This is a genomic window from Clostridium sp. YIM B02551, from assembly GCF_022324735.1.
GTDB classification, from domain to species: Bacteria; Bacillota; Clostridia; order Clostridiales; family Clostridiaceae; genus Clostridium_T; species Clostridium_T paridis.
Genome location: NZ_JAKGTF010000004.1, coordinates 184,367 through 209,737, shown reverse-complemented (window position 1 = coordinate 209,737; position 25,371 = coordinate 184,367). Strand labels below are relative to the sequence as shown.

At 28.6% G+C, this 25,371-nt stretch carries 32 protein-coding genes and 1 pseudogene; 27 read left to right on the top strand and 6 right to left on the bottom strand.

Annotated features, from left to right (window positions below; translation table 11 throughout):
• Window positions 1–10 precede the first annotated feature (10 nt).
• From L1S47_RS06835 to L1S47_RS06805, 7 genes are all read left to right on the top strand, one after another.
• Window positions 11–565 carry a hemerythrin domain-containing protein gene (locus tag L1S47_RS06835; RefSeq protein WP_238882758.1) on the top strand — a complete coding sequence of 185 codons (555 nt, stop codon included), beginning with the start codon at window positions 11–13 and terminating at the stop codon, window positions 563–565.
• A gap of 222 nt (window positions 566–787) precedes the next feature.
• Window positions 788–2,416, top strand: a complete 1,629-nt coding sequence (gene glgP, locus L1S47_RS06830; protein ID WP_238882757.1) for an alpha-glucan family phosphorylase — start codon at window positions 788–790, stop codon at window positions 2,414–2,416.
• 129 nt (window positions 2,417–2,545) lie between these two features.
• Window positions 2,546–3,508, top strand: a complete 963-nt coding sequence (locus L1S47_RS06825) for a homocysteine S-methyltransferase family protein (RefSeq protein WP_238882755.1) — start codon at window positions 2,546–2,548, stop codon at window positions 3,506–3,508.
• Between the two features lie 90 nt (window positions 3,509–3,598).
• Complete coding sequence (locus tag L1S47_RS06820) at window positions 3,599–4,009, top strand: FMN-binding protein (RefSeq protein WP_238882753.1); 411 nt, start codon at window positions 3,599–3,601, stop codon at window positions 4,007–4,009.
• Between the two features lie 29 nt (window positions 4,010–4,038).
• Window positions 4,039–4,908: a sugar nucleotide-binding protein gene (locus L1S47_RS06815; protein ID WP_238882751.1), complete on the top strand. Its 870-nt coding sequence runs from the start codon at window positions 4,039–4,041 to the stop codon at window positions 4,906–4,908.
• Between the two features lie 58 nt (window positions 4,909–4,966).
• Window positions 4,967–5,608 (top strand): hypothetical protein, encoded by a 642-nt coding sequence (locus L1S47_RS06810; protein WP_238882749.1) that lies wholly within the window; start codon window positions 4,967–4,969, stop codon window positions 5,606–5,608.
• 31 nt (window positions 5,609–5,639) lie between these two features.
• On the top strand, window positions 5,640–6,035 hold the full coding sequence (locus L1S47_RS06805) for a DUF2809 domain-containing protein (RefSeq protein WP_238882829.1): 396 nt from the start codon (window positions 5,640–5,642) through the stop codon (window positions 6,033–6,035).
• Window positions 6,036–6,110: 75 nt separating this feature from the next.
• Here the strand turns inward: L1S47_RS06805 and L1S47_RS06800 are convergent, their stop codons facing one another.
• From L1S47_RS06800 to L1S47_RS06790, 3 genes are all read right to left on the bottom strand, one after another.
• Window positions 6,111–7,304: an MBL fold metallo-hydrolase gene (locus tag L1S47_RS06800; RefSeq protein WP_238882747.1), complete on the bottom strand. Its 1,194-nt coding sequence runs from the start codon at window positions 7,302–7,304 to the stop codon at window positions 6,111–6,113.
• A 79-nt stretch (window positions 7,305–7,383) separates the two neighbouring features.
• On the bottom strand, window positions 7,384–8,601 hold the full coding sequence (locus tag L1S47_RS06795; protein WP_238882745.1) for an NAD(P)/FAD-dependent oxidoreductase: 1,218 nt from the start codon (window positions 8,599–8,601) through the stop codon (window positions 7,384–7,386).
• A gap of 44 nt (window positions 8,602–8,645) precedes the next feature.
• Complete coding sequence (locus L1S47_RS06790; protein ID WP_238882743.1) at window positions 8,646–10,361, bottom strand: GGDEF domain-containing phosphodiesterase; 1,716 nt, start codon at window positions 10,359–10,361, stop codon at window positions 8,646–8,648.
• A 207-nt stretch (window positions 10,362–10,568) separates the two neighbouring features.
• On the opposite strand from L1S47_RS06790, the gene L1S47_RS06785 reads away from it, so the two are divergent.
• Complete coding sequence (locus L1S47_RS06785; RefSeq protein ID WP_238882741.1) at window positions 10,569–11,333, top strand: MerR family transcriptional regulator; 765 nt, start codon at window positions 10,569–10,571, stop codon at window positions 11,331–11,333.
• Window positions 11,334–11,389: 56 nt separating this feature from the next.
• Here L1S47_RS06785 and L1S47_RS06780 read toward each other — a convergent pair whose 3' ends face one another.
• Window positions 11,390–12,043, bottom strand: a complete 654-nt coding sequence (locus L1S47_RS06780) for a hypothetical protein (RefSeq protein WP_238882739.1) — start codon at window positions 12,041–12,043, stop codon at window positions 11,390–11,392.
• Window positions 12,044–12,198: 155 nt separating this feature from the next.
• Here L1S47_RS06780 and L1S47_RS06775 point away from each other — a divergent pair, with 155 nt between their 5' ends.
• From L1S47_RS06775 to L1S47_RS06720, 13 genes and pseudogenes are all read left to right on the top strand, one after another.
• Window positions 12,199–12,885: a pseudouridine synthase gene (locus L1S47_RS06775; RefSeq protein WP_238882738.1), complete on the top strand. Its 687-nt coding sequence runs from the start codon at window positions 12,199–12,201 to the stop codon at window positions 12,883–12,885.
• 124 nt (window positions 12,886–13,009) lie between these two features.
• The gene (locus tag L1S47_RS06770) at window positions 13,010–13,690 is read left to right on the top strand and encodes an SIMPL domain-containing protein (protein ID WP_238882736.1); all 681 of its coding nucleotides are present in this window, start codon (window positions 13,010–13,012) and stop codon (window positions 13,688–13,690) included.
• Window positions 13,691–13,716: 26 nt separating this feature from the next.
• Window positions 13,717–14,001 carry a DUF4491 family protein gene (locus tag L1S47_RS06765; protein WP_238882734.1) on the top strand — a complete coding sequence of 95 codons (285 nt, stop codon included), beginning with the start codon at window positions 13,717–13,719 and terminating at the stop codon, window positions 13,999–14,001.
• An 85-nt stretch (window positions 14,002–14,086) separates the two neighbouring features.
• The gene (locus tag L1S47_RS06760; RefSeq protein WP_238882732.1) at window positions 14,087–14,956 is read left to right on the top strand and encodes a cation diffusion facilitator family transporter; all 870 of its coding nucleotides are present in this window, start codon (window positions 14,087–14,089) and stop codon (window positions 14,954–14,956) included.
• Between the two features lie 181 nt (window positions 14,957–15,137).
• A complete protein-coding gene (locus tag L1S47_RS06755; protein ID WP_238882730.1) occupies window positions 15,138–15,419 on the top strand; it encodes a hypothetical protein in 282 nt (93 codons plus the stop codon).
• Complete coding sequence (locus L1S47_RS06750; RefSeq protein ID WP_238882729.1) at window positions 15,391–15,633, top strand: hypothetical protein; 243 nt, start codon at window positions 15,391–15,393, stop codon at window positions 15,631–15,633. Before L1S47_RS06755 ends, L1S47_RS06750 begins: the two co-directional genes overlap by 29 nt.
• 456 nt (window positions 15,634–16,089) lie before the next feature.
• Window positions 16,090–16,242 (top strand): annotated as a pseudogene (locus L1S47_RS06745) (cysteine peptidase family C39 domain-containing protein); the annotation flags it as partial.
• A gap of 13 nt (window positions 16,243–16,255) precedes the next feature.
• The gene (locus L1S47_RS20555) at window positions 16,256–16,384 is read left to right on the top strand and encodes a hypothetical protein (protein ID WP_275297794.1); all 129 of its coding nucleotides are present in this window, start codon (window positions 16,256–16,258) and stop codon (window positions 16,382–16,384) included.
• 31 nt (window positions 16,385–16,415) lie between these two features.
• Entirely contained in the window at window positions 16,416–16,616 is a 201-nt protein-coding gene (locus L1S47_RS06740; protein ID WP_238882727.1) for a hypothetical protein, read from the top strand.
• 786 nt (window positions 16,617–17,402) lie between these two features.
• Window positions 17,403–17,609, top strand: a complete 207-nt coding sequence (locus L1S47_RS06735) for a hypothetical protein (RefSeq protein WP_238882725.1) — start codon at window positions 17,403–17,405, stop codon at window positions 17,607–17,609.
• A gap of 77 nt (window positions 17,610–17,686) precedes the next feature.
• Window positions 17,687–17,836 carry a hypothetical protein gene (locus L1S47_RS06730; protein WP_238882724.1) on the top strand — a complete coding sequence of 50 codons (150 nt, stop codon included), beginning with the start codon at window positions 17,687–17,689 and terminating at the stop codon, window positions 17,834–17,836.
• A gap of 329 nt (window positions 17,837–18,165) precedes the next feature.
• The gene (locus L1S47_RS06725; protein ID WP_238882722.1) at window positions 18,166–18,372 is read left to right on the top strand and encodes a hypothetical protein; all 207 of its coding nucleotides are present in this window, start codon (window positions 18,166–18,168) and stop codon (window positions 18,370–18,372) included.
• A gap of 52 nt (window positions 18,373–18,424) precedes the next feature.
• Window positions 18,425–19,108: a CPBP family intramembrane glutamic endopeptidase gene (locus L1S47_RS06720; RefSeq protein ID WP_238882720.1), complete on the top strand. Its 684-nt coding sequence runs from the start codon at window positions 18,425–18,427 to the stop codon at window positions 19,106–19,108.
• Window positions 19,109–19,194: 86 nt separating this feature from the next.
• Here the strand turns inward: L1S47_RS06720 and L1S47_RS06715 are convergent, their stop codons facing one another.
• Window positions 19,195–19,341: a hypothetical protein gene (locus L1S47_RS06715; protein ID WP_238882718.1), complete on the bottom strand. Its 147-nt coding sequence runs from the start codon at window positions 19,339–19,341 to the stop codon at window positions 19,195–19,197.
• 311 nt (window positions 19,342–19,652) lie between these two features.
• Window positions 19,653–20,474 (bottom strand): CPBP family intramembrane glutamic endopeptidase, encoded by an 822-nt coding sequence (locus tag L1S47_RS06710; protein WP_238882716.1) that lies wholly within the window; start codon window positions 20,472–20,474, stop codon window positions 19,653–19,655.
• 299 nt (window positions 20,475–20,773) lie between these two features.
• Between L1S47_RS06710 and L1S47_RS06705 the strand changes: the two genes are divergently transcribed.
• The 6 genes from L1S47_RS06705 to L1S47_RS06680 all read left to right on the top strand — a co-directional run bounded on the left by L1S47_RS06705 (window position 20,774) and on the right by L1S47_RS06680 (window position 25,365).
• The gene (locus L1S47_RS06705) at window positions 20,774–21,145 is read left to right on the top strand and encodes a GntR family transcriptional regulator (protein WP_238882715.1); all 372 of its coding nucleotides are present in this window, start codon (window positions 20,774–20,776) and stop codon (window positions 21,143–21,145) included.
• The gene (locus L1S47_RS06700; protein ID WP_238882713.1) at window positions 21,142–22,011 is read left to right on the top strand and encodes an ABC transporter ATP-binding protein; all 870 of its coding nucleotides are present in this window, start codon (window positions 21,142–21,144) and stop codon (window positions 22,009–22,011) included. Before L1S47_RS06705 ends, L1S47_RS06700 begins: the two co-directional genes overlap by 4 nt.
• Window positions 22,011–22,670 (top strand): ABC-2 transporter permease, encoded by a 660-nt coding sequence (locus L1S47_RS06695; protein ID WP_238882711.1) that lies wholly within the window; start codon window positions 22,011–22,013, stop codon window positions 22,668–22,670. The genes L1S47_RS06700 and L1S47_RS06695 overlap by 1 nt, the downstream gene beginning before the upstream one ends.
• Window positions 22,671–22,786: 116 nt before the next feature.
• On the top strand, window positions 22,787–23,482 hold the full coding sequence (locus L1S47_RS06690) for a response regulator transcription factor (protein ID WP_238882709.1): 696 nt from the start codon (window positions 22,787–22,789) through the stop codon (window positions 23,480–23,482).
• A gap of 85 nt (window positions 23,483–23,567) precedes the next feature.
• The gene (locus L1S47_RS06685) at window positions 23,568–24,491 is read left to right on the top strand and encodes an ABC transporter ATP-binding protein (RefSeq protein ID WP_238882708.1); all 924 of its coding nucleotides are present in this window, start codon (window positions 23,568–23,570) and stop codon (window positions 24,489–24,491) included.
• Complete coding sequence (locus L1S47_RS06680) at window positions 24,484–25,365, top strand: ABC transporter permease subunit (protein WP_238882706.1); 882 nt, start codon at window positions 24,484–24,486, stop codon at window positions 25,363–25,365. The genes L1S47_RS06685 and L1S47_RS06680 overlap by 8 nt, the downstream gene beginning before the upstream one ends.
• The last annotated feature ends 6 nt before the right edge of the window (window positions 25,366–25,371 follow it).

Here is a 25,371-nt window from a genome sequence, read left to right as displayed (position 1 = left end):
GAGGTTAACTATGGATGCAATTAGTTTAATGGTAGATGAACATAAATATATTAAAAGAATGCTTGTTGTAGTTAGAAAGGTTTGTGTTAGAATTCTACAAGGTGAGGACATATCATATGACGACTTTTCTAAGATAATTGATTTTGTAAGAAATTACGCTGATAATCATCATCATGGTAAAGAGGAAAAGATTCTTTTCAATAGAATGGTAAGTGAAATTGGAGGAGTAGCTGATAAATTAGTTAATCAAGGTATGCTAGTTGAACATGACTTAGGAAGGCTACATATGAGGGAACTAGAGCTTGCTTTAGATAGGGTTAAAGCTGGTGATGAGGAGAGCAAACTAGATGTAATTGCTAATGCAATATCCTATACTCACTTACTAACAAGACATATTGAAAAGGAAGATAACACAGTATATACTTTTGCACAAAGGAAATTATCAAAAGAGTCATTGGAACAAATAAATAAGGAATGCGAAGATTTTGAAAATAAAGCTATAGAAGATGAAGTTAGTAAACTATATATAGATATTTTAAAGAGCTTAGAGGCGAAATATCTTTAGTTAATTTTAGTAGACCTATTCGTAGGTCTATTTTTTTATGCGTTAATTACAACGCGATACACTTAATTTTGTGGGAACTTACAAAATTAGTATATAAAGGTAAAAAATTGATTTAGCTTATAAAATAACATGTTATAATATGGCTGTAGAAACAATTGTAAAGGGGTAAGCTTATTCATAACAATATAATATTATTTCATAGCTTTGAGAGGTGGTTATTTTATGAAGAAATTGCCTAGTGTTGCATATTTTTGTATGGAATATGCTCTAGATACTGAAATGAGAACCTATGCAGGGGGATTAGGTATTCTTGCTGGAGATTATTTAAAAGGAGCAAAAGAATATAATTACCCTATTGTTGGGATAGGAATCAATTGGAAACAAGGGTATTCGGATCAGGTTATAGGAGCCGATAATAAACCTTATGATGCTTATCATAATTATAAGTATGATTTTTTGAAGGATACTGGAGTTAAAGTTACTGTGAAAATACGCCAAAGACATGTTGTATGTAAGGTGTGGTTAGTTGATAAATATGATAATGCACCTATATATTTATTAGATACTGATTTACCAGAGAATGAAGATGCGTGGATAACAGGACAACTATATGGCTGGTTTGGTGAGGAAAGAATAGCACAAGAGATGGTACTAGGAATAGGTGGAGTTAAAGCCTTAAGGGCTTTAGGAATAGAAACAGATATATATCATTTTAATGAGGGACATGCACTTTTTGCTGGATTTGAATTAATAAGAGAGAAAATGGATGGTGGACTAACTTTTAAGGAGGCACTAAAAAAGACAAAAGAAGAGATAGTATTTACTACACATACACCTATAATTCAAGGAAATGAATCTCATTATATAGATAGATTGATGTATATGGGTGCCAACTGTGGATTAACTATAGAGCAATTAATAGAGATTGGCGGTTCACCTTTTAATATGACAGTAGGAGGATTAAGACTATCAAAAATATCTAATGGAGTAGCTCAGCTTCATAAAGACACTGCAAATAATATGTGGGCGATGGTAAAAGGAAAATCAGAAATAATCGGGATAACAAATGCTATTCATTTAAAAACTTGGGTTGACGATAGAATGCTTAAAGAAGCTAAAGAATTTAACATAGATGAAGATAGCAAAAATAATATATGGAATGCGCATATGCTTAATAAAGAAGCATTAATAGAATTTGTATATGAAAGAAATGGAGTTAAATTAGATAAGGATAAGTTACTAATTGGATTTTCAAGGAGAGCAGCACCATATAAAAGAAGTAATTTGATTTTTTCTGATAAAGAAATAATTGAGCCATTATTAAAATCAAGGAAGATACAAATTGTCTTCTCAGGTAAAGCACATCCATTAGATGATACAGGTAAAGAAATAGTAGAGAATATAGTTAAAATGTCAAAGCTTTATCCCAATTCAGTTGTATTTCTAGAAAATTACGACATGACTATTGGTAAAATGCTAACTAGGGGTTCTGATATATGGCTTAATAATCCAAGGAGACCATTAGAAGCAAGCGGAACTTCTGGTATGAAGGCAGCTATGAATGGAGTAATTAATTGTTCAATATTGGATGGATGGTGGCCAGAAGCCTGTGAAGATGGTGTTAATGGTTGGCAGTTTGGAGATGGCTTTGAGAGTGAGGATTTTGAGGAATTAGATAAGCATGACAAAGATGCTTTATATAAGGTGTTGCTTGAAAAAGTTATTCCTACTTATTATGATAATAGAGAAAAGTGGGTTAATATGATGGTGGCCAGCATTAATAGTACTAAGGAATATTTTTCTGTAGAGAGAATGCTCAAAGAATACTATGAACTAATGTATAAAAAATAAATGTTAAAGTCTAGCTTTTATGCTAGACTTTTTTACTGTTAATGATTTTCATAATATAGTATTATAGTAATATATTTACATATGAATTAACATAAGCTATATTTATATATATTTTAGGGGGCGAAAAATATGAATAATGAAATAAGTAACCATAATACATTTCTTTCATCTTTTTATAAATACAAATATATTCTTACAGAAGGGGCTATAGTTGAGAGATTAAAGAAAGAATACAATATTAAATTAGATGAAGAAATCATGCATGCAGGGTTAATTTATAATGATAAAAAAGCCACTGTTCTTAGAAATATATATATGGAGTATATAGAGACCTCAGAGAAATATGATTTACCAATTATGCTTATGACACCCACCAGAAGAGCTAATAAAGAGAGAATATCAAATTCATCTTACTATGATAAAAATATTATAAATGATAATGTTGATTTTCTCAAAGATATTAGAGAAAAGTATCCTACACATAAAAATAAAATATTTATAGGGGGACTAATGGGGTGCAAAGGTGATGCATACAATTATGAAGAAGCACTATCAGAGGAAGAGGGTTATAGATTTCATCTTTGGCAAGCAAAAGAGTTTGAGTCATCAAAAGTTGATTATTTGTTTGCAGGTATAATGCCAGAAGTTTCTGAAGCTACAGGGATGGCAAAAGCAATGGAAAGCACGAATATACCCTATATTATTAGCTTTATGATAAGAAGGAATGGGGCATTATTAGATGGAACAACAATCAATCATGCTATGAGTGCTATTGATTTAGCAACAGATAGAAATCCACTTGGATATATGGTTAACTGTGTACACCCTAATATACTAAGAGAGGCCTTGCTAGAAGATACAAATAGGACAAACCTAGTTAAAGAACGTTTCTTAGGTATTCAAGCAAATGCATCTCCTCTTGAACCTGAAGAGCTGGATAACCTAACTACTATAAAATCAGATTCACCAATAGATTTAACATTAAGTATAGAAAAGCTTAATAATAAACATAAGATAAAAATTATTGGTGGATGCTGTGGAACGGATAATAGACATATAGAGGAATTTGCAAAAAAGATAAAGACTTGGTAGTTAAATTTAACATAGTTTATTTGGTAGAAAATTCATAATCTATATTATAATAAAGATATACGTAGAATTATTGGTAGGAGGAGTGTTAGAATGAGTAAAAGAAAAATAATTGTTTCAATAATAGGAATTGCAGCAATAATAGGAATCTACTTTGGGGTAAAAGGTATTAAGTCATATATGGATTTAAAAACATATCAAAAGCAAGTTAATGATATAATAATTTCTGAGGTAGATCTTACAAAAGTTCCAGATGGTACTTATGAAGGAAGTACAGAAACCTTATGGGTAGCAGCTGAAGTAAAGGTTACAGTAAAGAGTCATAAAATAACTAAAATTGATCTTGTAAAACATAAATATGATAGAGGAAAGCCAGCAGAAGTTTTAGTGGACAAGGTGGTAGAAGATCAAAAGGTTAAGATAGACACAGTATCAGGTGCAACTGTTAGCAGTAAAGTAATACTAAAGTCTATAGAAAATGCATTGGAAAGTGCAAGTAAGTAGAAAAATAACTATTGAGAGGAATGACTTAAATGAAAAAGATATTAGTTACAGGAGCAGAGGGATTTTTTGCTTCAAGATTTATTGAATATTATAAAAATGAGTTTGATATAGTTGCTTTAAATAAGAAGAATTTAGATATAACAAATGAAGAGAGCATAGAACAAATAAAATATATAAATCCTGATTATGTTGTACATGCAGCTGCTATATCAGATACGGGATTTTGTGAAAGAAACCCAGAACTATCTTATAAAGTGAATGTAGAAGGTTCAATAAATGTAGCTAAAGGTTGCGATGTATCAAAAGCAAAACTAATATATCTAAGTTCTGATCAAGTATATAATGGAAATATTCAAAGTGGGCCCTATAGGGAAGAATGCATAGCATTCCCAAATACTGTTTATGGAAAGTATAAGATTGAGGCAGAAAATCATATAGAGAAAATAGTAGATGATGCAGTAATTTTAAGATTAACATGGCTTTTTAGTTTGCCAGAGAGAAATAAGAAGGTTAATTCAAATATAATTTGGAATATCATAAAAGCTACAATTAAAAATGAAAGCATAAGTTTGCCAGCAAATGAGTATAGAGGTATTACTTACGTTTATGATTTAATACAAAACTTTCATAAAATAATTGATGCCCCAGGTGGAATATATAATGCAGGTAGTGAAAATAACTTTAGTACTTACGATATAGGGAAGATTATTATAGAACAAATAGGATTAAGTAATAGTGTAGAAGATATCTTAATAAAAGATACAGATAGATATAAAGATAGTAACAGAGATTTAAGAATATCAAATAAAAAGCTAAATAACCTCGAGATAAGCTTTACTGATACGCAAGAAGCAGTTAGCACTTGTTTAAGAGAATTTTCATATTTAAGTTTAAAATAAACACAATAATTAAGTGGCCTATAGATACTAATGAAACAATAATTAGGGGGTAGTTAAATTGAAAAAGTTTATATTAATAATACTGCCAGTACTAATTTGGATAGCATTAGTAGGTTGTGGAGCAAAGAAATTGAATACTATAAAAGTAAATACAGATTTTAAAAGTAAAGAGGAATTAATAAAAGAGGCTGTATCAAACTTTTATTTGAAATCAGATGCTAAAAATAATGGAGAATTAATAATTTATAATACAAAGACTTATAAAAATAATTATCTAGTATTAGCAGAAAAATATTCAGGTGATGGACATAGGTCTACGAATTTATTTATTATTGATGATAAATTTAGTATCACTAGATGGACTAGCGGAGAAACGCCTATTAGTAATTGTTTTAGTATTAATAAGTGTATACTTGATAAAAGTACTATATTATTTGGAACTTTTAATAATTCTAAATGGGATCCAAAGCAAGATATAAAAATTCCAGTCCAAATTAGTAACATAGATATTAGCTTTAAGAGTGGGCAAAATATAAAAGAAGATGTTTCTAATGAAACAGGGTATATAATAGCTCTTGATTCTATAACAGAAGTTCAACAGTTCAATCTTTTTAATGAAAAGAATGAGTTGCAAAGCAACTTAGATGAGATTGGAAACATCTATATAACTGAGCTAAATGATTTTAAAATTAAGCTATAAAAAGTAATGATTGCAGAAGTAGAGGTGATATATTATTTACAAGCGTAACAGAATTATATATGGCATTATTATAATTCTAGTAATAGTTTTAGGACTAATGACAAGAAGATTTAAAAGTTTATACTTGGGAGATATTTTATGGGCTCTTATGATCTTTTTTATTGTGGGCTTTATTTTTATTAAAATAAAGCTGAAAACTGCAATATTAATAGCAACCTCTTTCTGTTTTATAATAGAATTTAGTCAATTATATCATGCAGATTGGATTGATAAGGTTAGGCAAACTACTTTAGGTGGGTTGATATTAGGTTATGTATTTTCTTGGATGGATTTAATAGCCTATGGAGTAGGAATAGTAGTTGGAATTGTTCTAGAGATTCTAATTTTTAGGATTAATAAAGATAAATTAGGAGACATAAGACAATAATTTATAATAAATATTAAAATAGGAATTCTTAAAGGCTTTAAGGATTCCTATTTTAGTGTAGGTGTAAATATTATATTATTGAAATTCTTGAAGAAGTTTATCAGCAAAGTTTTTTCCAAAAGCAATACAATCTTCAAGTTCTTTATCATCAGGCATGTATTTAATTTTCAACTCATCTTGTAGTACTTTTATATTTGCTTTAGATAAATAATCAGAGAGAATCTTTGGAGATTCACCACTCCAGCCATAACTTCCAAAAGAAGCTCCTACCTTATTAATAAACTTTAGACCAATTAAATCTTCAATAACTGGCAAAAGAGATGTGAGAAGCCCATTATTTACAGTAGAAGAACCAAGTAAAATTCCTTTGGATTTAAATATTTCAGCTATGATATCATTTCTATCTGCAGTGGCTGCGTTGAGTATTTTATAACTTACACCGGAAGCTTCTAATCCTTTAGCAATAAATGCTGCCATCTTATATGTAGCACCCCACATTGAGTTATAAACAATTACCACACTTTTTTCTGAATTACCTTTTGCCCATTCATAATATTTATCAACTATCATCATAGGATCTTTCCTCCAGATGATACCATGACTTGGTGCAATCATGTCCACTGGTAATCCTAATCCTTTAATTTGATCAATTTTCTTGGTTACAAATCTACTAAATGGAGTTAGAATATTTGCATAATACTTGAGGGCCTCTTGATTTACTTCAAATTCGTCTACCTCATCATTAAAAATGCTTGAGGAAGCAAAGTGTTGTCCAAAGGCATCATTAGAAAATAATATATTTTCACCTGTAAGATATGTAAACATGCTGTCAGGCCAGTGGAGCATAGTAGCTTCGATAAAAACAAGTTCATTTTTGCCAATGCTTATCCTATCGCCTGTTTTTACAACTTTAAGGTTCCAGTCTTTATGGTAATGTCTTTTAGAAGTCTCTACTCCTCCTTTTGAAACTATTATAGTTGCATTAGGTATGTATTCCATTATAGCTGGTAAGGCACCAGAGTGATCGGGTTCAAAATGATTCATTACTACATAATCAATTTTTGATATATCTGTTACCTCTCTTAAATTTTCAAGAAATCTATCAGTTAAGGGTTCCCATACTGTATCAATGAGAACAGTTTTTTCATCTTTAATTAAATATGAATTATATGTGCTTCCACGGTGGGTTGACAATTCATATCCGTGAAAATGACGTACTTTCCAATCGGTAGCCCCTACCCAATATACTCCTTTTTTCAATTCCTTCATAATTATATCCTCCAGTCATATATTTATGAAGGTAGTATCTGCATTGGCTAGTAAAAATATGCAACAGGTATGTGTTAACTTATTTTATATCCTTAATTATTTCTATAAAGTCATTAATAGAGGTAAATGAAGATTCATTATAATTAACTTCTGTTTTATTTTCTATGAGTTTTTTCATAATCATGGCTCTTTTTTGGTCACCTAAAATAATTGCACCAATAATCTTGTTATCTCTAACCAAAACCTTATAATATTTTTTATTTTCGCTATCTATTTGAGTAAATAAATTTGTTTCAATAGATTCTTCAATATCACCAATTGAGTATATAGATAAACCAAAGGCATTAATTAAAGAAAATTGTATTGGAGGGATAAAAATATTAGCCTGGCCACAAATATTTGCACCAGCAACTTTACCTTGTTCACCTGAAACATTCCATAATCCATAAATTCTACTATTAAATTCGGATACATCGCCAGCTGCAAAAATATCTGATATATTTGTTTCCATTCGCTCATTAACGATGATACCATTATTAATATTAATGGATGTATTGTTAATTATTTCGGTATTTGGCTTAATTCCTGTAGAATAAATTACCATATCACAAGCTGACTCAATTCCAGATTTAGTTTTAAATCCTTGAACTTTTTCATCTCCTGTAATTTCTTCAATTTGCGTATTTAATAAAATTTTAACCCCTTGAGTCTCCATTACTTCTTTTAAGTAATTAGATGAATAGATATCAAGTAATTTAGGCATTAATCTAGAAGCAAATTCTGCGATTATAACTTTTTTACCTTCTCTTGATAATATATTAGCAACTTCTAGATTTTGAATTCCTCCACCAATTAATAGGATAGTGTTACACTCATTAAGGTAATTTAATACATCAAAAGCATTGTCTAAATCTCTAAGTGTAAATGCTCCAGTTTTATTTATTCCTTTAATAGGGGGAATATTATTAGTTGCACCTGTAGCAATCAGCAATTTATCATAAACCACAGTCTTACCATTTTCCAAAGTTATAGCCTTTTTATCAGGTTCAATTGATATCACTTTATGGCCTAAATGAATTTTAACGTTATTAGAATCATACCAATCCTTCTTGTTAAGTAAAAGCTTGTCTTCACTTAATCCATCTAAAAGACCTTTAGAAATTTTAATTCTATAATAAGGATAAAAGTTTTCTTTTCCTAGTACTAAAATTTCGCTATCAGAATCTATTTCTCTAATGGCTTTTATTGCTGAAAGAGCAGCTGTACCACTGCCAATTATAATAATACGATCTTTCATAGAAATCACCTCATATATTAGTTTGTATAGTTTAAATAAAAATCTTAAAATAGTTTTTCAATTTCAGAGGAGGGAATAGGCTTACTAAATAGATATCCTTGAGCAATATTACATTTATTTGTTTTTAAAAAAGAGAGTTGTTCATTGTTCTCAACACCTTCTGCCACAACTGTGAGATTTAACCTTTTCCCTAAATTTATCATTGAAGCAGTAATCAACTCCTCATTTGTATCATTAGCAATATCATCAAGAAAAGTTTTATCTATTTTTAGAGTATCAATTGGTAGATGTTTTAAGTAGCTAAAGGAGGAATACCCTGTTCCAAAGTCATCCATTGCTACTGAAACTCCTATTTCTTTTAGCTTAGATAACTTTCTTGATGCATACTCAAAAGACTTAACTGCTATACTTTCAGTAATTTCAAGTTCTAGCCACTTAGGATCTAACTGAGTTTTGTTTAATATATCTTTTATTGTATTAATAATACTAGGGTGCTCAAATTGATGGGTAGATAAATTTATTGACATTCCTATAGGGGAATAGTTTAATTGTTGCCATATTTTGTTTTGTCTACAACCTTCTAATAGAACCCATTCTCCGATTGGAAGAATTAATCCGGTTTCTTCAGCGATAGGTATAAACTTAGAAGGTGGTATGATTCCTTTTTTGGGGTGAAACCACCGTATTAGTGCTTCCACTCCAATCATTTTGTTAGTCATTATGTCAACTTTTGGTTGATAAAAAAGTTTAAATTCATTATTTTCAATTGCATTTTTTAAATCCTCAATAATTTCAAGCTTTGTAGATCTTTCTATACTCATTTCTTCATTAAATATAAGACATTGGTTTTTCCCTTTGTTTTTGGCATTATACATAGCAATATCGGCATTTTTTAATAAAGTTTTTGCATCAGTACTATGCAAAGGGCATATGGATATTCCGGCGCTTGCAGTTATAAAAAGTTCTTTATTATCTATGGGTAGAGAGCCATTTAGGTCATCCAAGAGTTTATTGATTTTATAGAGTGAATCATTTGGACTTTTTATATCAGGTAAGATTATTAGAAATTCATCTCCGCCTAATCTTCCTGTATGGGCTTCATTACCTAGATGTTTTTGAATTTTTGAACTAACTTCTTTTAAAACAAGATCTCCAATATCATGGCCTAAAGTATCATTAATAATTTTGAAATTATCTAGGTCTATAAATACAATTCCAGTTTGAGTATTATTTTCCTTAGAAGTTTCTAATTCTAAATTTAAGAGTTCATTTATATAGCTTCTGTTTGCTAGACCAGTTAATGAGTCGTAGTGAGCCATTTTATGTATTATTTGATGAGCAGTTGTGCATTCGAAAAGATTATGTAATATTGTGACCTTGTTATAAATTTCTCCATTCCTTTTCTTAGTAACTAATACTGACTTATTAATACAATCATCTTCACAAATTAAGTTTGTGCTATCTTTAGAATTTTCATCTTGGGAATTTTGATATATAATTTTAGATATAGTCTTTAAAATTGAGTCGGAAGAAAGACTTCTTAAATTCTTTTCATCTATATTTGTAATACTATTAACTATGGAATTAGTTGAAATGGTGTTTCCATTATTATCTGAAATAATAACCCCATCGCCAATATGAGATAAAATTAAATTCATTAATTTCTTTGAATTTTTAAGTTCATAATTAAGTAAAACGTATTGTACATACATATATATAATTAGAGCAATTGATATAAATAATATTAAGTAGTTAAACATGGTATACTCCCCCTAATTTGTTAAAACATTATTTAGTAGATTGTTTACTAGTTTATTATGGAAATGAATAAATTAATATGATTCAAGTCACATTTTATTCAATTATTACCTATTAAGCCTAATAAAAAATCACATAAAAAAATTTAAATTGTTATTGACATTAACGTTACGGCAAGGTGTATATTAAGTTTGTAAGGAGGCGTAAACATGGAATACACAGTGCAGAAACTTGGAAAATTAGCAGGAGTAAGTACCAGAACATTAAGGTATTATGATGAGATAGGTATTCTTAAGCCGGCAAGAATAAACTCATCAGGATATAGAATATACGGTTTAGCTGAAGTAGATAGGCTACAACAAATTCTTTTTTACAGAGAACTTGGAGTAAGCTTAGAAAATATAAGAGATATTATGACTTCACCTTACTTTGATGGAGCAAAAGCACTGAAGGAACACCGTGAAAAGCTTCTTGAAAAAAGAGCACAATTAGATTTGTTAATTGAAAATGTTAATAAAACTATTGCTCAAACTGAAGGAGGAACTATAATGTCTGATAAAGAGAAATTTGAAGGATTTAAACAAAATTTGATAAATGAAAATGAAAAGAAATATGGAAAAGAAATTCGTGAAAAATATGGTGATGATACAATAAATAAGTCTAACCAAAAATTGAAGAATATGACCCAGGAGGAGTATGACGAAATAACTAAGCTAACTAATGAAGTTTTAGAAACTCTTGAGGAAGCTATTAAAACTGGAGATCCTGCTGGAGAATTAGCTCAAAAAACTGCTGATTTACATCGTAAATGGTTAAGTTTTTATTGGGATTCATATAGCAAAGAAGCTCATGCAGGTATAGCTCAAATGTATGTTGATGATGAAAGATTTACAGCATACTATGATAAGATAACTAAAGGAGCAGCTGAGTTCTTAAGAGATGCAATTTTAATTTATACTGGAATGAAAAAATAATATATCAGTTTAAAAAAGGGCGAAAACATTTAGTTTTCGTCCTTTAAATTTAATTATTATTTTTCAGAAACATAATCATAAGTTGGTTGTGTTTGTAAGAAGTAACCACTTCTAACTTCTGCAGACCAGTTTTGTAGAGCCTCTTTCCATTCAACACTACTAAAGAAAAAGTCAATTCCTTTTGAAGAATCCCAAATTAATACTCTGAAAGGAGCAACTCCACCAGTCTCAAATACATCTTGACTAGCTTCTGTACTTTCAGTAATAAATAATTGAGGTAGACCACGTTGGAAGGCCATTGCAGGTTCAATAAATGAGAAAGCGGAGCCTGTCCAGTATTCTCGGCCTATTTCATTAGCATAAACAGTTGCACCATTGGTATCGATAACTCTTACCTTTATTCTAGCAAGATTTAAGGTTATCATCCCAAAACTAGAGTTAACAACTCTTCTTATGCTTATCATAGTTGATTCAGGATATTGTTCTGTGTTTGGAAGAGTTCTTGGGAAAAGTAGTACTTTTTTTAGCTCCTCCATTAATCTAAGAAGGAATCTTATTTGAAGATTATTTAAAGTAGTACTTGTTGGATGGCTTAAAAATACTGGTACTTGATAAAATCTATTTGTTTTTGCTACAAGTTCTGGATTAGGAACAACAGTTGAGGGAGTTTCTACTTGTTCTACATTAAGATCAAATTGTAAATTAGACATATTATCACCTCAGTATAGTATATTCAGCAAGTGATTATTTGTGATTACATAAATAATAAGTGTTAAGCATGAAAAAATGTAAATTGTACAAATGTTAATTTAAGTGATAAATTTATTATATAAAGTTAATTTGAAAAGGGGATTACTAGCTACTAATGAGGATAAATAAATTATTAAGTAATTATGGATATTGTTCTAGAGTTGAAACCAATAGGTTTATTAATGATAAAAGAGTAATTATAAATGGTGAACTTGCGATGCCAGGGCAATGGGTGGAGGAAACAGATACAATACTTTTAGATGGGGTACCTATTAAAAGAAAAGATAAAGTATATATAGTTTTGAATAAACCAGTAGGAATAACTTGTACTGCTGCAAAAGATGTTAAAAATAATATAATTGATTATATTAATTATCCTGAATATATTTTTCCTGTTGGAAGACTGGATAAGGAATCAGAAGGATTAATTATTATGACAAATGATGGAGAGCTAGCAGATAAAATATTAAACTCAGAGAATAGCCATGAAAAAGAATATATTGTTACAGTTGATAAAACAATAGATAATAATTTTATTAATGGGATGTCTGAAGGTGTTAAACTAGGCGAAAAAATTACAAAGCCATGCAAAGTAAATAAGATAGATGACAATACTTTTAGAATTATTTTGACAGAAGGATTGAATAAACAGATACGAAAAATGGCAAAAACCTTTGGTTATACAGTTATAAGATTAGAAAGAATAAGAATTATTAGCATAAAGATTGATGGCATAGATATAGGTAAGTGGAGAAACATAACTGAAGATGAACTTCAAGAATTAAGAGAACATATTAGATGAAATATTTAAATAAGATCCAGGTTCAAAATTGAATTTTTGAACCTGGATTTTAAATTTATTTAATGTACCATTTAGTATTAGTTTCATAATATAAAATAGTAATTATTTTGAAGGGAAAAAAATTATGTTCCAAGATGATATTAGATATGCATTTAACGATTTATATGATGGAATTATTAGAGAAGAAGATGTTAGTAATAGGTTCTATTTGATTGGTGAAGGCGAAGTATATGTAAGACCGGATATGGCAGAAGTAGTTATTGGTGTAATAACAGAGAATATGGATATAAAGTTAGCTCAAGAAGAGAATACAAAGATAACAAATAGTGTTATAGAAAGCATTAGACAGCTAGGTGTAGATTTAAAGGATATACAAACTCAAGATTATAATATAAATATTAGAAATGATTATGTGGATGGGAAACAAGTGTTTAGAGGTTATGAGGTAAGAAATAACTTAAGGGTTCTTGTAAGAGATATAGATAAAATTGGAGAGGTAATAGATACAGCAGTTGCTAATGGAGCAAATAACATAGGAAATATTGGTTTTCTTGTAGCTGATGAAAACAAAGTATATTTAAGTGCATTAAAATTAGCAATTAAGGATGCTCAAGATAAGGCCATGGTTATGTCGGGAAGCTTAAATGTAAGGTTGGATGCTATACCTATTAAAATAACAGAACAAGCTGTTAATAGAATAGCCCCTATGAATGCTGTCTATAAAGCAAGTGCCTCAGCACCAATTGAAGCAGGACAATATAGTGTAAAAGCCAATATTGAAGCTATATTTCAGTATTTTAAATAACATATAAATTTTCAAGGAGTGAAATTATGAATTATTATGGAATAATAATTGGCATTGGGGCATTTTTTATAATTGGTTTTTTACATCCAATAGTTGTAAAATCTGAATTTTATTTTGGAAAGAGAATTTGGCCATTATTTTTAATAGCCGGGATTATATGCTTAGTTGGGTCAATAAGCATTAAAGAAGTAATAGCCTCAGTTCTACTAGGAATATTGGGATTTGCTCTTTTTTGGGGTATAATGGAATTATTCGAACAAGAGAATAGAGTTAATAAAGGCTGGTATCCTAGAAATAACAAAAGAAAATAAACTAAAGTTAGCCTTGGATATTATTTAAGTGAAAAATAAATACTATAGTTTGTAGAATAATTTATAATATCAGGGAGCAAAAATTATGGATGATAAATATGAAAACTTAAAGATAGCAGAAAAAGGTGCACGTGTTAGTATTTTAGCATATATAGCTCTTGCAATATTCAAATTAGTTGTTGGATATCTTTCAAAATCTGAAGCACTAATGGCTGATGGACTCAATAATACAACAGATATAATAGCATCATTAGCTGTTTTAATTGGACTTAGAATATCAAGAAAACCAGCAGATGAAAATCATGCTTACGGACATTTTAGAGCTGAAACTATAGCTTCTTTAGTGGCATCCCTTATTATGATAGTAGTCGGGCTAAATGTTCTTTATACTGCTGCTAAGTCAATTATATACTTTAAAGGAGAAAAACCAGATATAGTTGCTGCTATTACAGCAATTATTTGTGCAATAGCTATTTATTTTGTTTATAAATATAATAAGAAAATTGCAGTTAAGATAAATAGTGCTGGACTAATGGCAGCGGCCAAAGATAATCTATCAGATGCATGGGTAAGTGTAGGAACTTCAGTTGGTATTTTCGCCTCTCAATTTGGTTTTCCATGGATAGATCCACTAGCCGCAGTAGTTGTTGGAATACTTATAATAAAGACTGGTTGGGAAATTTTTAGAGAAGCCTCTCATAATCTATCTGATGGATTTGAAAAAGAAGAATTAGATAATATATCTAAAAGTATAAGCACTGTTAATGGGGTTAAAAGTATTAAAAGTGTAAGAGGGCGAGCTCACGGGAATGTAATTCTTTTAGATGTAATTGTTACTGTTGATTCAAAATTAACTGTTGTAGAAGGGCATAGTATAACAGTAGAAATTGAGAAAATGTTAATAGATAAATTTAATATAAGTGAGGCTATAGTACATGTAGAACCTGATATTTAGATGGTTAAGGTCATTTTAAAGGTATTGAGATACTTTTAAGATGACTTTTTTATATTACTTAAAATCAGGCTATATTAAAAGATATACAAAATATTGTAATTGTATATTTTAATACTGTATAATAAAACAAATAGACAATTGTTAATTATTGTAATATAAGCAGTTGTATTTGGAGGGGAAAATGCTGATAGATAAGAATTTTAAATCATGGTCAAAGGTTCGTAAATTAGGGAAAAATAAGTATACTTTATTGTGGATGCTGTATTTTGTAATCTTGATTAATATGTTTATTGGAATAGGAAGACTAATGGAAGGTAAGATCATGTTTAATATCCCAAATATCATTATAGATACTTTATTTGGTATTATAGGTGGTATAATAATTGGTAAATTTTCATGGAATAGTTCCGAAATAAAGTACCTGAAATATATTAATGAGAATAGAGAAGTTGAAAGGAAATAGTTTAATGCTAGGAATAATTGATAGTATACAATGGATTTGTCTATTTATAGAAGGATGCTTATTTTTATATATGTATTACAATTATAGAAAGAATAAAAATAAAAATGATGAAATAGTGATGAAAAAGAAGAGTGGTCAAATAATAATGGTAGTATTACTAATAGTAAATGTTATATTGGTAGTAACGAAGATAATAGATGTAATAGCACTTTAGAAATAAATTATAAAATTAATTATTTAAGTTATTTTCATTCGTCCTGAAAGTTCTGTTGAAAAATGTTAATAGGTAAGTTTAATACAAGAGAGGCTATTGTACATATAGAGATTGATGTTTAGATGTTTTGAGTCATTTTAAAGGTATTGATTAACTTTTAAAATGACTTTTTTTATATTTTCACGTCCAAATTAATTCAATTATCCAATTAAATTATGTTAGAGGTTTAAATAAATTAATTTATTATACATAAATTAAGGATTAATTGTTTAACTAGGAAAAATATTAACAAAATATAAATGGATTAATGGTAAAATTTAACGTTTATTACAAATTTTCTATCACTTGTTACAAATTAGACACAAATATTTAATAATATTGTAAAGTATCTATATAGAATTGCATTTGTGAGGTAAGTAAAGATTAAAGACTATGTTATAAGAGGGAGATTTAGTTTTGGGATATAAAAAATATTTGGTCAAACAACATGATATGACAGACTGCGCAGCAGCTTGTCTTGCAACAATTAGTATGTATTATAAAAAAGAAATCACTATAACAAAACTTAGAGATATTTTAGGTACAGATATTAAGGGGACTAATATGGTTAGCAGCGAAATTAATGGGATTAACTATACAGATAGTTGCTAGACAGATTGGTGCTAAAGTGTTGACAGCTACTAAAGTTGGACTTTTAGGAACAACTTGGACAGGGACATATGCAGTTGCAAAAAATATAGCTGGTTGGTAAATTCAATTAACCTACAAAGGAGTTTTCAAAAATGAATAATGAAAGAAAAGCTAAGCTTATACTTTTTATTGCTCAATCAGTTGTTGCAATAATAGCTTGTTGTATTATTATATTTTTAGGGGCATACAGAAAGGATAATACGTATTTTTATTTATTAATACCAATATTTATTTTTAATGCTATATCTATTTTTATATATTTTATTGACAATAAAAAAAATGAAGTAAGATAGTAGAAATTTATAATTATAGCAATAATGATTGTAGTACAATAAATATTTATAATAAATTTGTATATATCAAGAGAGAAATTTCGTTTCTCTGAAGCAACTAAAAAAGATAGTGATATAGCTCTTTCTAAAGAGACTCATAGATCTAAAAAATTTCCAGAGACAAGTTTATGCGTAAGTATAGGCTTTGTCTCTTTTTTAATTAAATGAAGTTTTAGAGAAATTATCACCTATATTCTGTAGCATGCCACGCACATCTATCCTGTGGAAGTTCGAGTGAACTTCATTAAACTCCTTTTAAGTGGTTGCATTAGATTCTTTAATTACAATTACCAACTAGCTTTGTATATGTTGACTGTGAAGAAATGGAAAATATGTTAACGTAATTTTAATATCATCTGCACCGGACAATTTGACCGATGCAAAATTTAAATATGAAGAGTACTTAATGAAACCAGGTACAAATAGATTTAGGAGAAGTGAATAAATTAATTAACAACAGAGGTTGTAGGGACATTTAAGTTTTAGAGAAAGAGATAGGTGCTTTAGGGCATCTATTTTTTTATTCTTTTATATTAAAAACGTAACGCTTAGTGCAATTTTTCCTACGTTCACTGCAAAATCAACATAAAAGTACAAGTATATGTTAAGTTTGTTTTACAGAATTAAATTATCAAAATAAGTATGGGTTATCAACTATGGTAAGGGTGAACTTTTCAGTTGGAGTATTACACTCCAGCTGAATTAAGTTTAACAAATCCAGGACAGTGCAAAATGGGGGATTGAGTTTTGAGATACAAAAATATTTGGGCAAAAAACATGTGTAAAATTATTTTTGTGATAATTTCTCTAGGCCTATTCATTGGAATGATAGTTATTACAAATGATAATATCAAGGATAAAATTGACACGAGCAAATTAGTTCCGATGATGAGTGTTCTTTCAATTGCACTAATTGTGGTACTACTCATAAGGTTAAGAATAAAAAAATCATAGTCTAAAATTAGGATATCTGGTGAAGAATGGTTATTAAGCTCAATGTTCTTTTAAAATATGTTTTTAAAGAGGTAATTATGAAAAAAGATATTAAACTTGTAAGCTGCGTTATAATGCAGGCTTTAGTATTATTAACTCTATTTATTTTAGTAATCTTATCATTAAAGTATAATTTTTCAGTTGAGAAACCAATGTTATTACTTTTATTTCCCCAACTAGTAATTTAAAAATTTGTATTTGACAATTTTATGATTAAAAAGGAGATTAATGATGATTATAAATTCGATAATTGGAATGGTAATTACTATAATTACAACATATATATTATTAATTAACTATAAAAGAATGATGATTTTTAGTTATAAAAAGTTAATCTCAATAATATTGATTATAATTTTATTGTCTATTATTATAAGTTGCAAATCTTTGTTAGGTTATTTCAATATTGTGACTCAAGTGGTTAGTGGGATTTTAAACCCTATAACAATTGCTATGCTTCTTTACATTTTTATTGGTAAGAAACAAAGTAGAAATTGATTGAAAGGAAATAGTTTTAATGTTAGGAATATTAATTGACAGTATACAATGGATTTGTTTATTTATAGAAGGGTGTATATTTTTATATATGTACAACAACTATAGAAAGAATAAAAGTAATGAAATAGTGATGAAAAAGAAGACTAATCAAATAATCCTTGTAGTATTACTAATAGTAAATGTTATATTGGTAGTAACAAAGATAATAGATGTGATAGCACTCTAGAAATTACGCTATAAAAGTAGATATTTATTGTGAGAAAATGGAGATTAGGTATTTGGAAGGTTATAATTTATCGTATTTAAAAGCTTGGATAGTAATTGTCAACTATTTGATAGGGGTCTTTGGATTTTATAAAAAGTTTGGTTTATTTCTAACTAATAAATTTCAGAATGCAGAAGCAACAGTGGTAAGTCCTTTGATACAGTTTATTTTATATTGCATTATTATTAGCATATCTGTATGGGGGATGTTTCCGTTAATAAAAGATGGTTTTTATAAGTTTAAGAAATCATATTTTAAAGAAGTTTTTTCGATATTATTAGTTGCAGGTACTATAATAGGGGTGATATTTATTATTGTTTCATCACTAGGTATAAACATTTCTTTAAATATAATGAATAAATATGAAGAGAAGAATATTTTATTAACTATATTTGGAGCAATTGTGTATGCCCCAGTAGTTGAAGAATTGGTTTTCCGTGGAGCAATCTTAAATTTGATAAAATTTGAAAACAAATATTTAGCTCTTTTTATTATCGCAATTATTTTTAGTTTTGGACATGTTAAGGAATATAGTTTTAGTTTTGGATCCATATTATATTTTGTTGTATATGTAATTTTAGGCTTTTCATTTGGAGTCTCATACATTTATACAAAGTCAATATTAGGTGCAATATTGAATCATTTATATTGGAATTCACTTACTCTATTGATTATGATTATAAAACTAATTATTTAAGTAAATATAATAGTAAAAGCTCTGCAATTGCAGGGCTTTTTTACTTTTCGAGACAATCAATTAGTTTTCTTGCATTTTTGATTTACTCAATTACTTTTTGTATTATTTCTAATGCTATAAATATAGAACAACATAGTTATTATAATAGCTATGCCTTTAATTGGTTTAGATAAATTCATATAGGTTAGAATTAATATTACCATTAGTGGTAATAGGTTAATCAACTTTTTCATAATAAACGCCTCTATACTTTAAGGACTAATTCTTATTTTTAATTGCTGTAATAGCTCGTCTTACATAAAGTATAAAAACAACTATGAGTATAGATAACTGTATTATATTTAAAATATTAATAAATCCTTTATTTATAAGTTTTTCTAAAAATGCTAATCTACAAATTTCTATGAAGAAAAATAATGATATAAGTAATAGTTGTATATTCTTTTTTTTATACCATAAATATGAGAATATGAAAAATATAATAAACTTTATAAGTATATTCATATAAAAGCTCCTTACGTATATTGAAATATTAGTTATATAGCTAAAAAGAAATAAGATACTTTGATTTTTTTGTCTTATTAAAAAATAGAAGCCCAAGTAGTAATAAGGATAGCCCCACAACTAATTTATAAATGTTAAAAGTCCCACTGATAGTACTTGGTATATCTGGAATAAATATAGACAAAATAAAGTATAGGTTATTAATTAAATGTATTGATATACTCATCAATAACGATCTTGTTTTAATGTAAATAAATCCTAAAATAAGTCCTAAGAAGAAAGTAGTCATTCCTTGTTGAAAATTAAGGTGAGAAATAGCAAAGACTAATGCAGATACAACAATGCTTGTATATATATTGTATTTAACAGATAATTTCTCCAAAAGCATTCCTCTATATATTATTTCTTCATAAATAGGTGCAAATAATACCGAAGATATGAGCGCATATGTTGGGTTTGCAAGCAAATTGTTTGATCCATCAATAAATGTTTGACTAAATTGTACATTTGATAATAATAGATCAATACTAGTACTATAGGTTAGTATGTAGCCAATCAATAAAAGTACTCCAAAAAACAATTGCCATAAACTTATTTTCTTTTTAAATCTCTGTTTAAAGATACATTTTAAGTTACTTTTCTTAAAAAAATACCTTAGTATTATAAATAAAGCAAGTCCCCTTCCTAATAGCATAATATAATTGATTAATATAGGAGAGTCATCCAAACCTGATAAAAAAATTATACTATTGATTAAGAGTGTAAATATTAAACAAAAAAATTCAATAGATATTGTTATAAGAAAGACAATTAGAAAGCCTTCAGCAATAGACCAACCTTTATCTTTATTTGATAAATCCATACTTCTTACCCCATTTTAATTCTCATTTTTATACCACATTATGTAAATATGATACCATATAAAAGTATAATATTACATATTTATCCTAAAGGTATAAAGATACGACTTTAAAGTATTGGAAGTAAAATTTGTATTAGAGTAATATTAAATTAGACATACTAAGGATATTTATTTTATTTATGAACACCGCTTAATTTAAGTAGGTGTTTATTTTTATTAAATTTATAGAATATATTGACAATAGTGTATATACTGTATATATTATAATATATACAGTACTAACAAAGGAGGTAGAATTATTGAAAATATTAATTTCAAATAAATCTGATTTACCTATATATGAGCAGATAAAAGTTCAGATAAAAGAGCAGATTTTATCAGGAAATATTCCTGAAAATGAATTTTTACCCTCAATAAGACAATTAGCAAAAGAATTAGGCATAAGTGTTATTACAACTACAAGAGCTTATTCAGACTTAGAAGCTGAAGGCTTTATAGCGACAATACAAGGTAAAGGTAGTGTAGTTTTACCTAAGGATAATGAGATGGTAAAAGAACAGTACTTAAGACGAATAGAAGAGTCCTTTTTATCAGCTATTGATGATGCCAAGATTGCAAACATATCTAATAAAGAACTTATAGAAATATTAGAAAATTTGATGGAGGAGTGAGAAAGGTGAATGCACTTGAAATAAGAAATTTAAGTAAGAACTTTGGAAACTTTAAACTTGAAAATATCAATTTAGAATTACCTAAAGGATATATTTTAGGATATATTGGCCAAAATGGAGCAGGTAAAACAACAACTATTAAGCTTATTATGGAACAGTTAAAAAGAGACAGCGGACAAATAACTGTTATGGGGAAAAGTTATATTGATAATGAGGAAGCCTATAAAGAAATGATAGGTTATATAGCGGATGAATGTTATTATCCAGAGTGCTTCAATATAAATGATATTTTAGGTAGTTTAAAAGATTTTTATCCAACCTTTAATGAAGAGAAGTTTATATCTTACGTTAATTTGTGGGAACTGCCAAGGAAGACAGCCCTTAGAAAATTTTCAAAAGGTATGAAGCTTAAATTAATGTTTGCTACAGTTTTGTCAAGAGACACTAAACTTTTAGTGCTTGATGAACCTACTAGTGGACTTGATCCGGTTATAAGAAGTGAAATTCTTGAAATCTTACAGGATTATATATCTGATGGGGAAAGAAGTGTTATGTTCTCAACACATATAATGAGCGACTTAGAAAAGATAGCAGACTATTTATATTTTATAGATAAAGGAAAAACTATTTTTTATGACTCAAAAGATAATGTAGTGGAGAGCTATTTAATAGTTAAGGGTGGAAGTGAAGACTTAACTGATGAAAGAGAAAAGAAGCTAATTGGTTGTAAGAAATCAAATATTGGCTTTGAGGGATTAATTCATTCAAGTGATGCTAAGTATTTTAAGGATGGGTTTTTAATTGAAAAGCCAAGAGTGGATGATATTGTAGTATTTCATATAAAAGGTGTTAGGGGGAAAAGATAATGAAATCTTTAAGCTTTTTAAAACTTGATTTTAGAATGATGAAAGGTATTTTTAGATATTTTTTATTATTACCTGCGATATTTCTAATTTTCTTTATGAAAGAGAATCCTATATTAGGAATTGGTTATATGTTTTTCTTTTTGGTAATAGTTGGAACAGTGCCATTTTCAGCAGAAGTAAATGAGGAATGTACTAAAATGTATTATATGTTACCCTCAAAGATATCCCATATGGTGCTAGGAAGATTTTTATATTTATCTAGTTTAATAATAATTATATGGGGAATAAATGGAGGGGTAATTTGGTATTTCTATTCTAATAATTTATTAAGTAATTTAGAGTTATCAATTGTATGCATTTCAGGGGTTGCTGCTTCAATTATATGTTTAATTCAATATCCTATTTATTATAAATTTGGCTTAGAGAAAGGTAAAATGTTATCAATGATAATATATATGGTTCCTGCATTTATAGTCTTTCTACTACCAACATTTTTAAGTGGCAAAAATGCAGCTATGGTTGACTTAATTAATAAAACAATATCTATTTCACAAGAAAAACCATATATCCTACCTATTCTTGGAGGTTTGATTGTAGTATTAGTAGGGGTTTTATCATATATAGTTTCCTGTTCTATATGCAAAAATAAAGAATTATAAAGTAATATTAAGCTTAAACTAAAAAATATGGTTTAAGCTTTTTTCAATTTATGGAATTTCATGATACAATTTAATTAGTACTTTTATAAGTTTAATTGGGAGGGATTTTTAAAGATATGAATCCAATTGCAAATGTATTAATAGTTGAAGATGATAGTGATATTAATAGTTTACTTACAAATATATTAACTAGAGAAGGTTATTTAGTAAGAAGTGCATACTCAGGCACAGAAGGGAAAATGTGTATAGAACAGTATGATTATGATATTATGCTGCTTGATTTAATGCTGCCTGGAATAAGTGGTGAGGAACTTATATCTGAAACAAGAAAGCTTAAAATAATGCCAATAATTGCAATCTCTGCAAAAACAGCACAAGAGGACAAGATTAATGTTTTAAAACTAGGTGCAGACGATTTTATAGTTAAGCCTTTTGATATTCATGAAGTTTTAGCAAGGGTTGAGGCACAATTAAGAAGATATAAAGAATTCTCAATGCCGAAGATCTCAAATAGCAAATTAACTTATAAAAATATCGTTTTAGATACTGAAGCAAAGCAAGTACTTGTAAAAGATAAAACTATAGTTTTAACGGTTATGGAATATAAAATATTAGAACTTTTAATGAGTAATCCTAAAAAGGTATTTACTAGGGCAAATTTATTTAAAGCTTTATGGGATGATGAATTATATGGTGATGATAATGCTGTAAATGTACATATGAGCAATTTACGTTCTAAATTAGCTCATGAAGACAGTGAAACAAAATATATTCAAACTGTTTGGGGAATAGGCTTTAAGCTTCAAGAATAACACTTAATACTTTCTTAATATTTAATTAAGCTTATATTATAAAATGTATTTAATAATATAACTAAAGAAAAGGAGGAGTAAGTTTATGAATGAAGTAGTTTTAAAGACCCATAATCTCACAAAGAGATATGGAGATCAATATGCATTAAATAATGTTAATATGACTATTGAAAAAGGACAAATATATGGATTTATTGGACAAAATGGTGCAGGAAAGACCACTTTAATTAGATTAATTACTGGACTTATTCATAAAACAAGTGGAGAAGTGGAGCTTTTACCAGAAGCCTCAGATAATAATATAGAAGAAGCAAGAAAGATTACAGGAAGTTTAGTTGAAAGCCCAGCCTTTTATCCTAATATGACTGCAAGAGAAAACCTCGAAGTATCAAGATTAGTTAGAAATATTGCAGGGAAAGAATCAATTGATGAAGTATTAGAGCATGTTGGATTGAAGGATGCTGGAAAGAAAAAGTTCAAGAATTTTTCATTAGGAATGAAGCAGAGGCTTGGAATTGCAAATGCCCTACTTGGAAATCCAAAGTTTCTTATTCTTGATGAGCCAATAAATGGTTTAGATCCAGTTAGTATTGTAGAAATTCGTGAATTATTAAAGAAAGTAAATAAAGAAAAGGATGTAACTATTTTAATATCTAGTCATATACTAAGTGAGCTTTCCGAGCTAGCAACTCATTATGGAATAATTGATAAGGGAAATTTAATAGAAGAAATTTCAGCTAAAGACTTAAGAGAAAAGTGTAAGCAATATATTGAAATTCAAGTAAGTGATCCTAAGAAGAGTGTTGTTTTACTTGAAAAAGAATTTGATATCACAGATTATATGGTATATCCAAATAACCTTGTTAAGGTATATAGTCATTTAGACTTTGTAGGTAAGATAAATACACTCCTATCAGTAAATGGCATTATAGTAGATAAAATTGGACTAAAAGGCCAAAACCTAGAAGAATATTTTATTAATACTATAGGGGGTGTTAGGAATGACTAGACTAATAAAGGCAGAAATATATAAAGTTTACAAAACAAGAGTAATTAAGGTTTTATGCGTTATCATGATACTCCTAGCAGTTATGTTACTTGGAATTTCCAAACTTTTATCTTCAGAAGATTTCATTAAAAGTAGTTTAAAGGGGATGCCAGAAGCACAACAAGAGCAATTAATGAATCAGCTACAAAGTACAAATAATGACGATGCATCCATAGTTCAGCCTGGTGGTGGAACAGGATTTCATATAGCAGCTAAGGATATTTTTCATCCAAAGGGAGGGGAGATATATTATGCATCTTACGGAGTAGGAGCAATAGAAGTAATAATGTCTATATTAATTGGGGCGGTAGTTGCAGGAGAATATTCGTCTGGAACCATAAAGAATATATTAGCTTATGGTAAAAAGAGAGAACATTATTATCTATCAAAGCTTATTGCAATAGCTATAGCAGTTGGAGTGCTACTTGGAATAATGGTTAGCATTGCATCCATAGGAGCAGGAATTATGTATGGATGGGGAAGCGGTGTAGGAATAATAGAAGTCTTAAAGACATTTATTGCAGCCTTAATAGTAGGAACCTCTGTATCTTCATTAATAATGCTAATAGCAACTTTGGCAAAGAGTAATGGAACAACAATAGGGATTGGTATAGTTTTATTTACAGTAGTTCCAACTATAATATCAAATTTCTATGGGAAATATAATTGGTTTGATAGACTTTATGAAATAACACCAGCATATAACTGGGCAGTAATAACATCTACCCATGCTACTAGTGGAGATTTCACTAAGGCAATAATAGTAGCTATAATCACTATATTAATTGCTACATTAAGTGGTATAATGATATTTAAAAAGCAAGATATTAGATAAGATAAT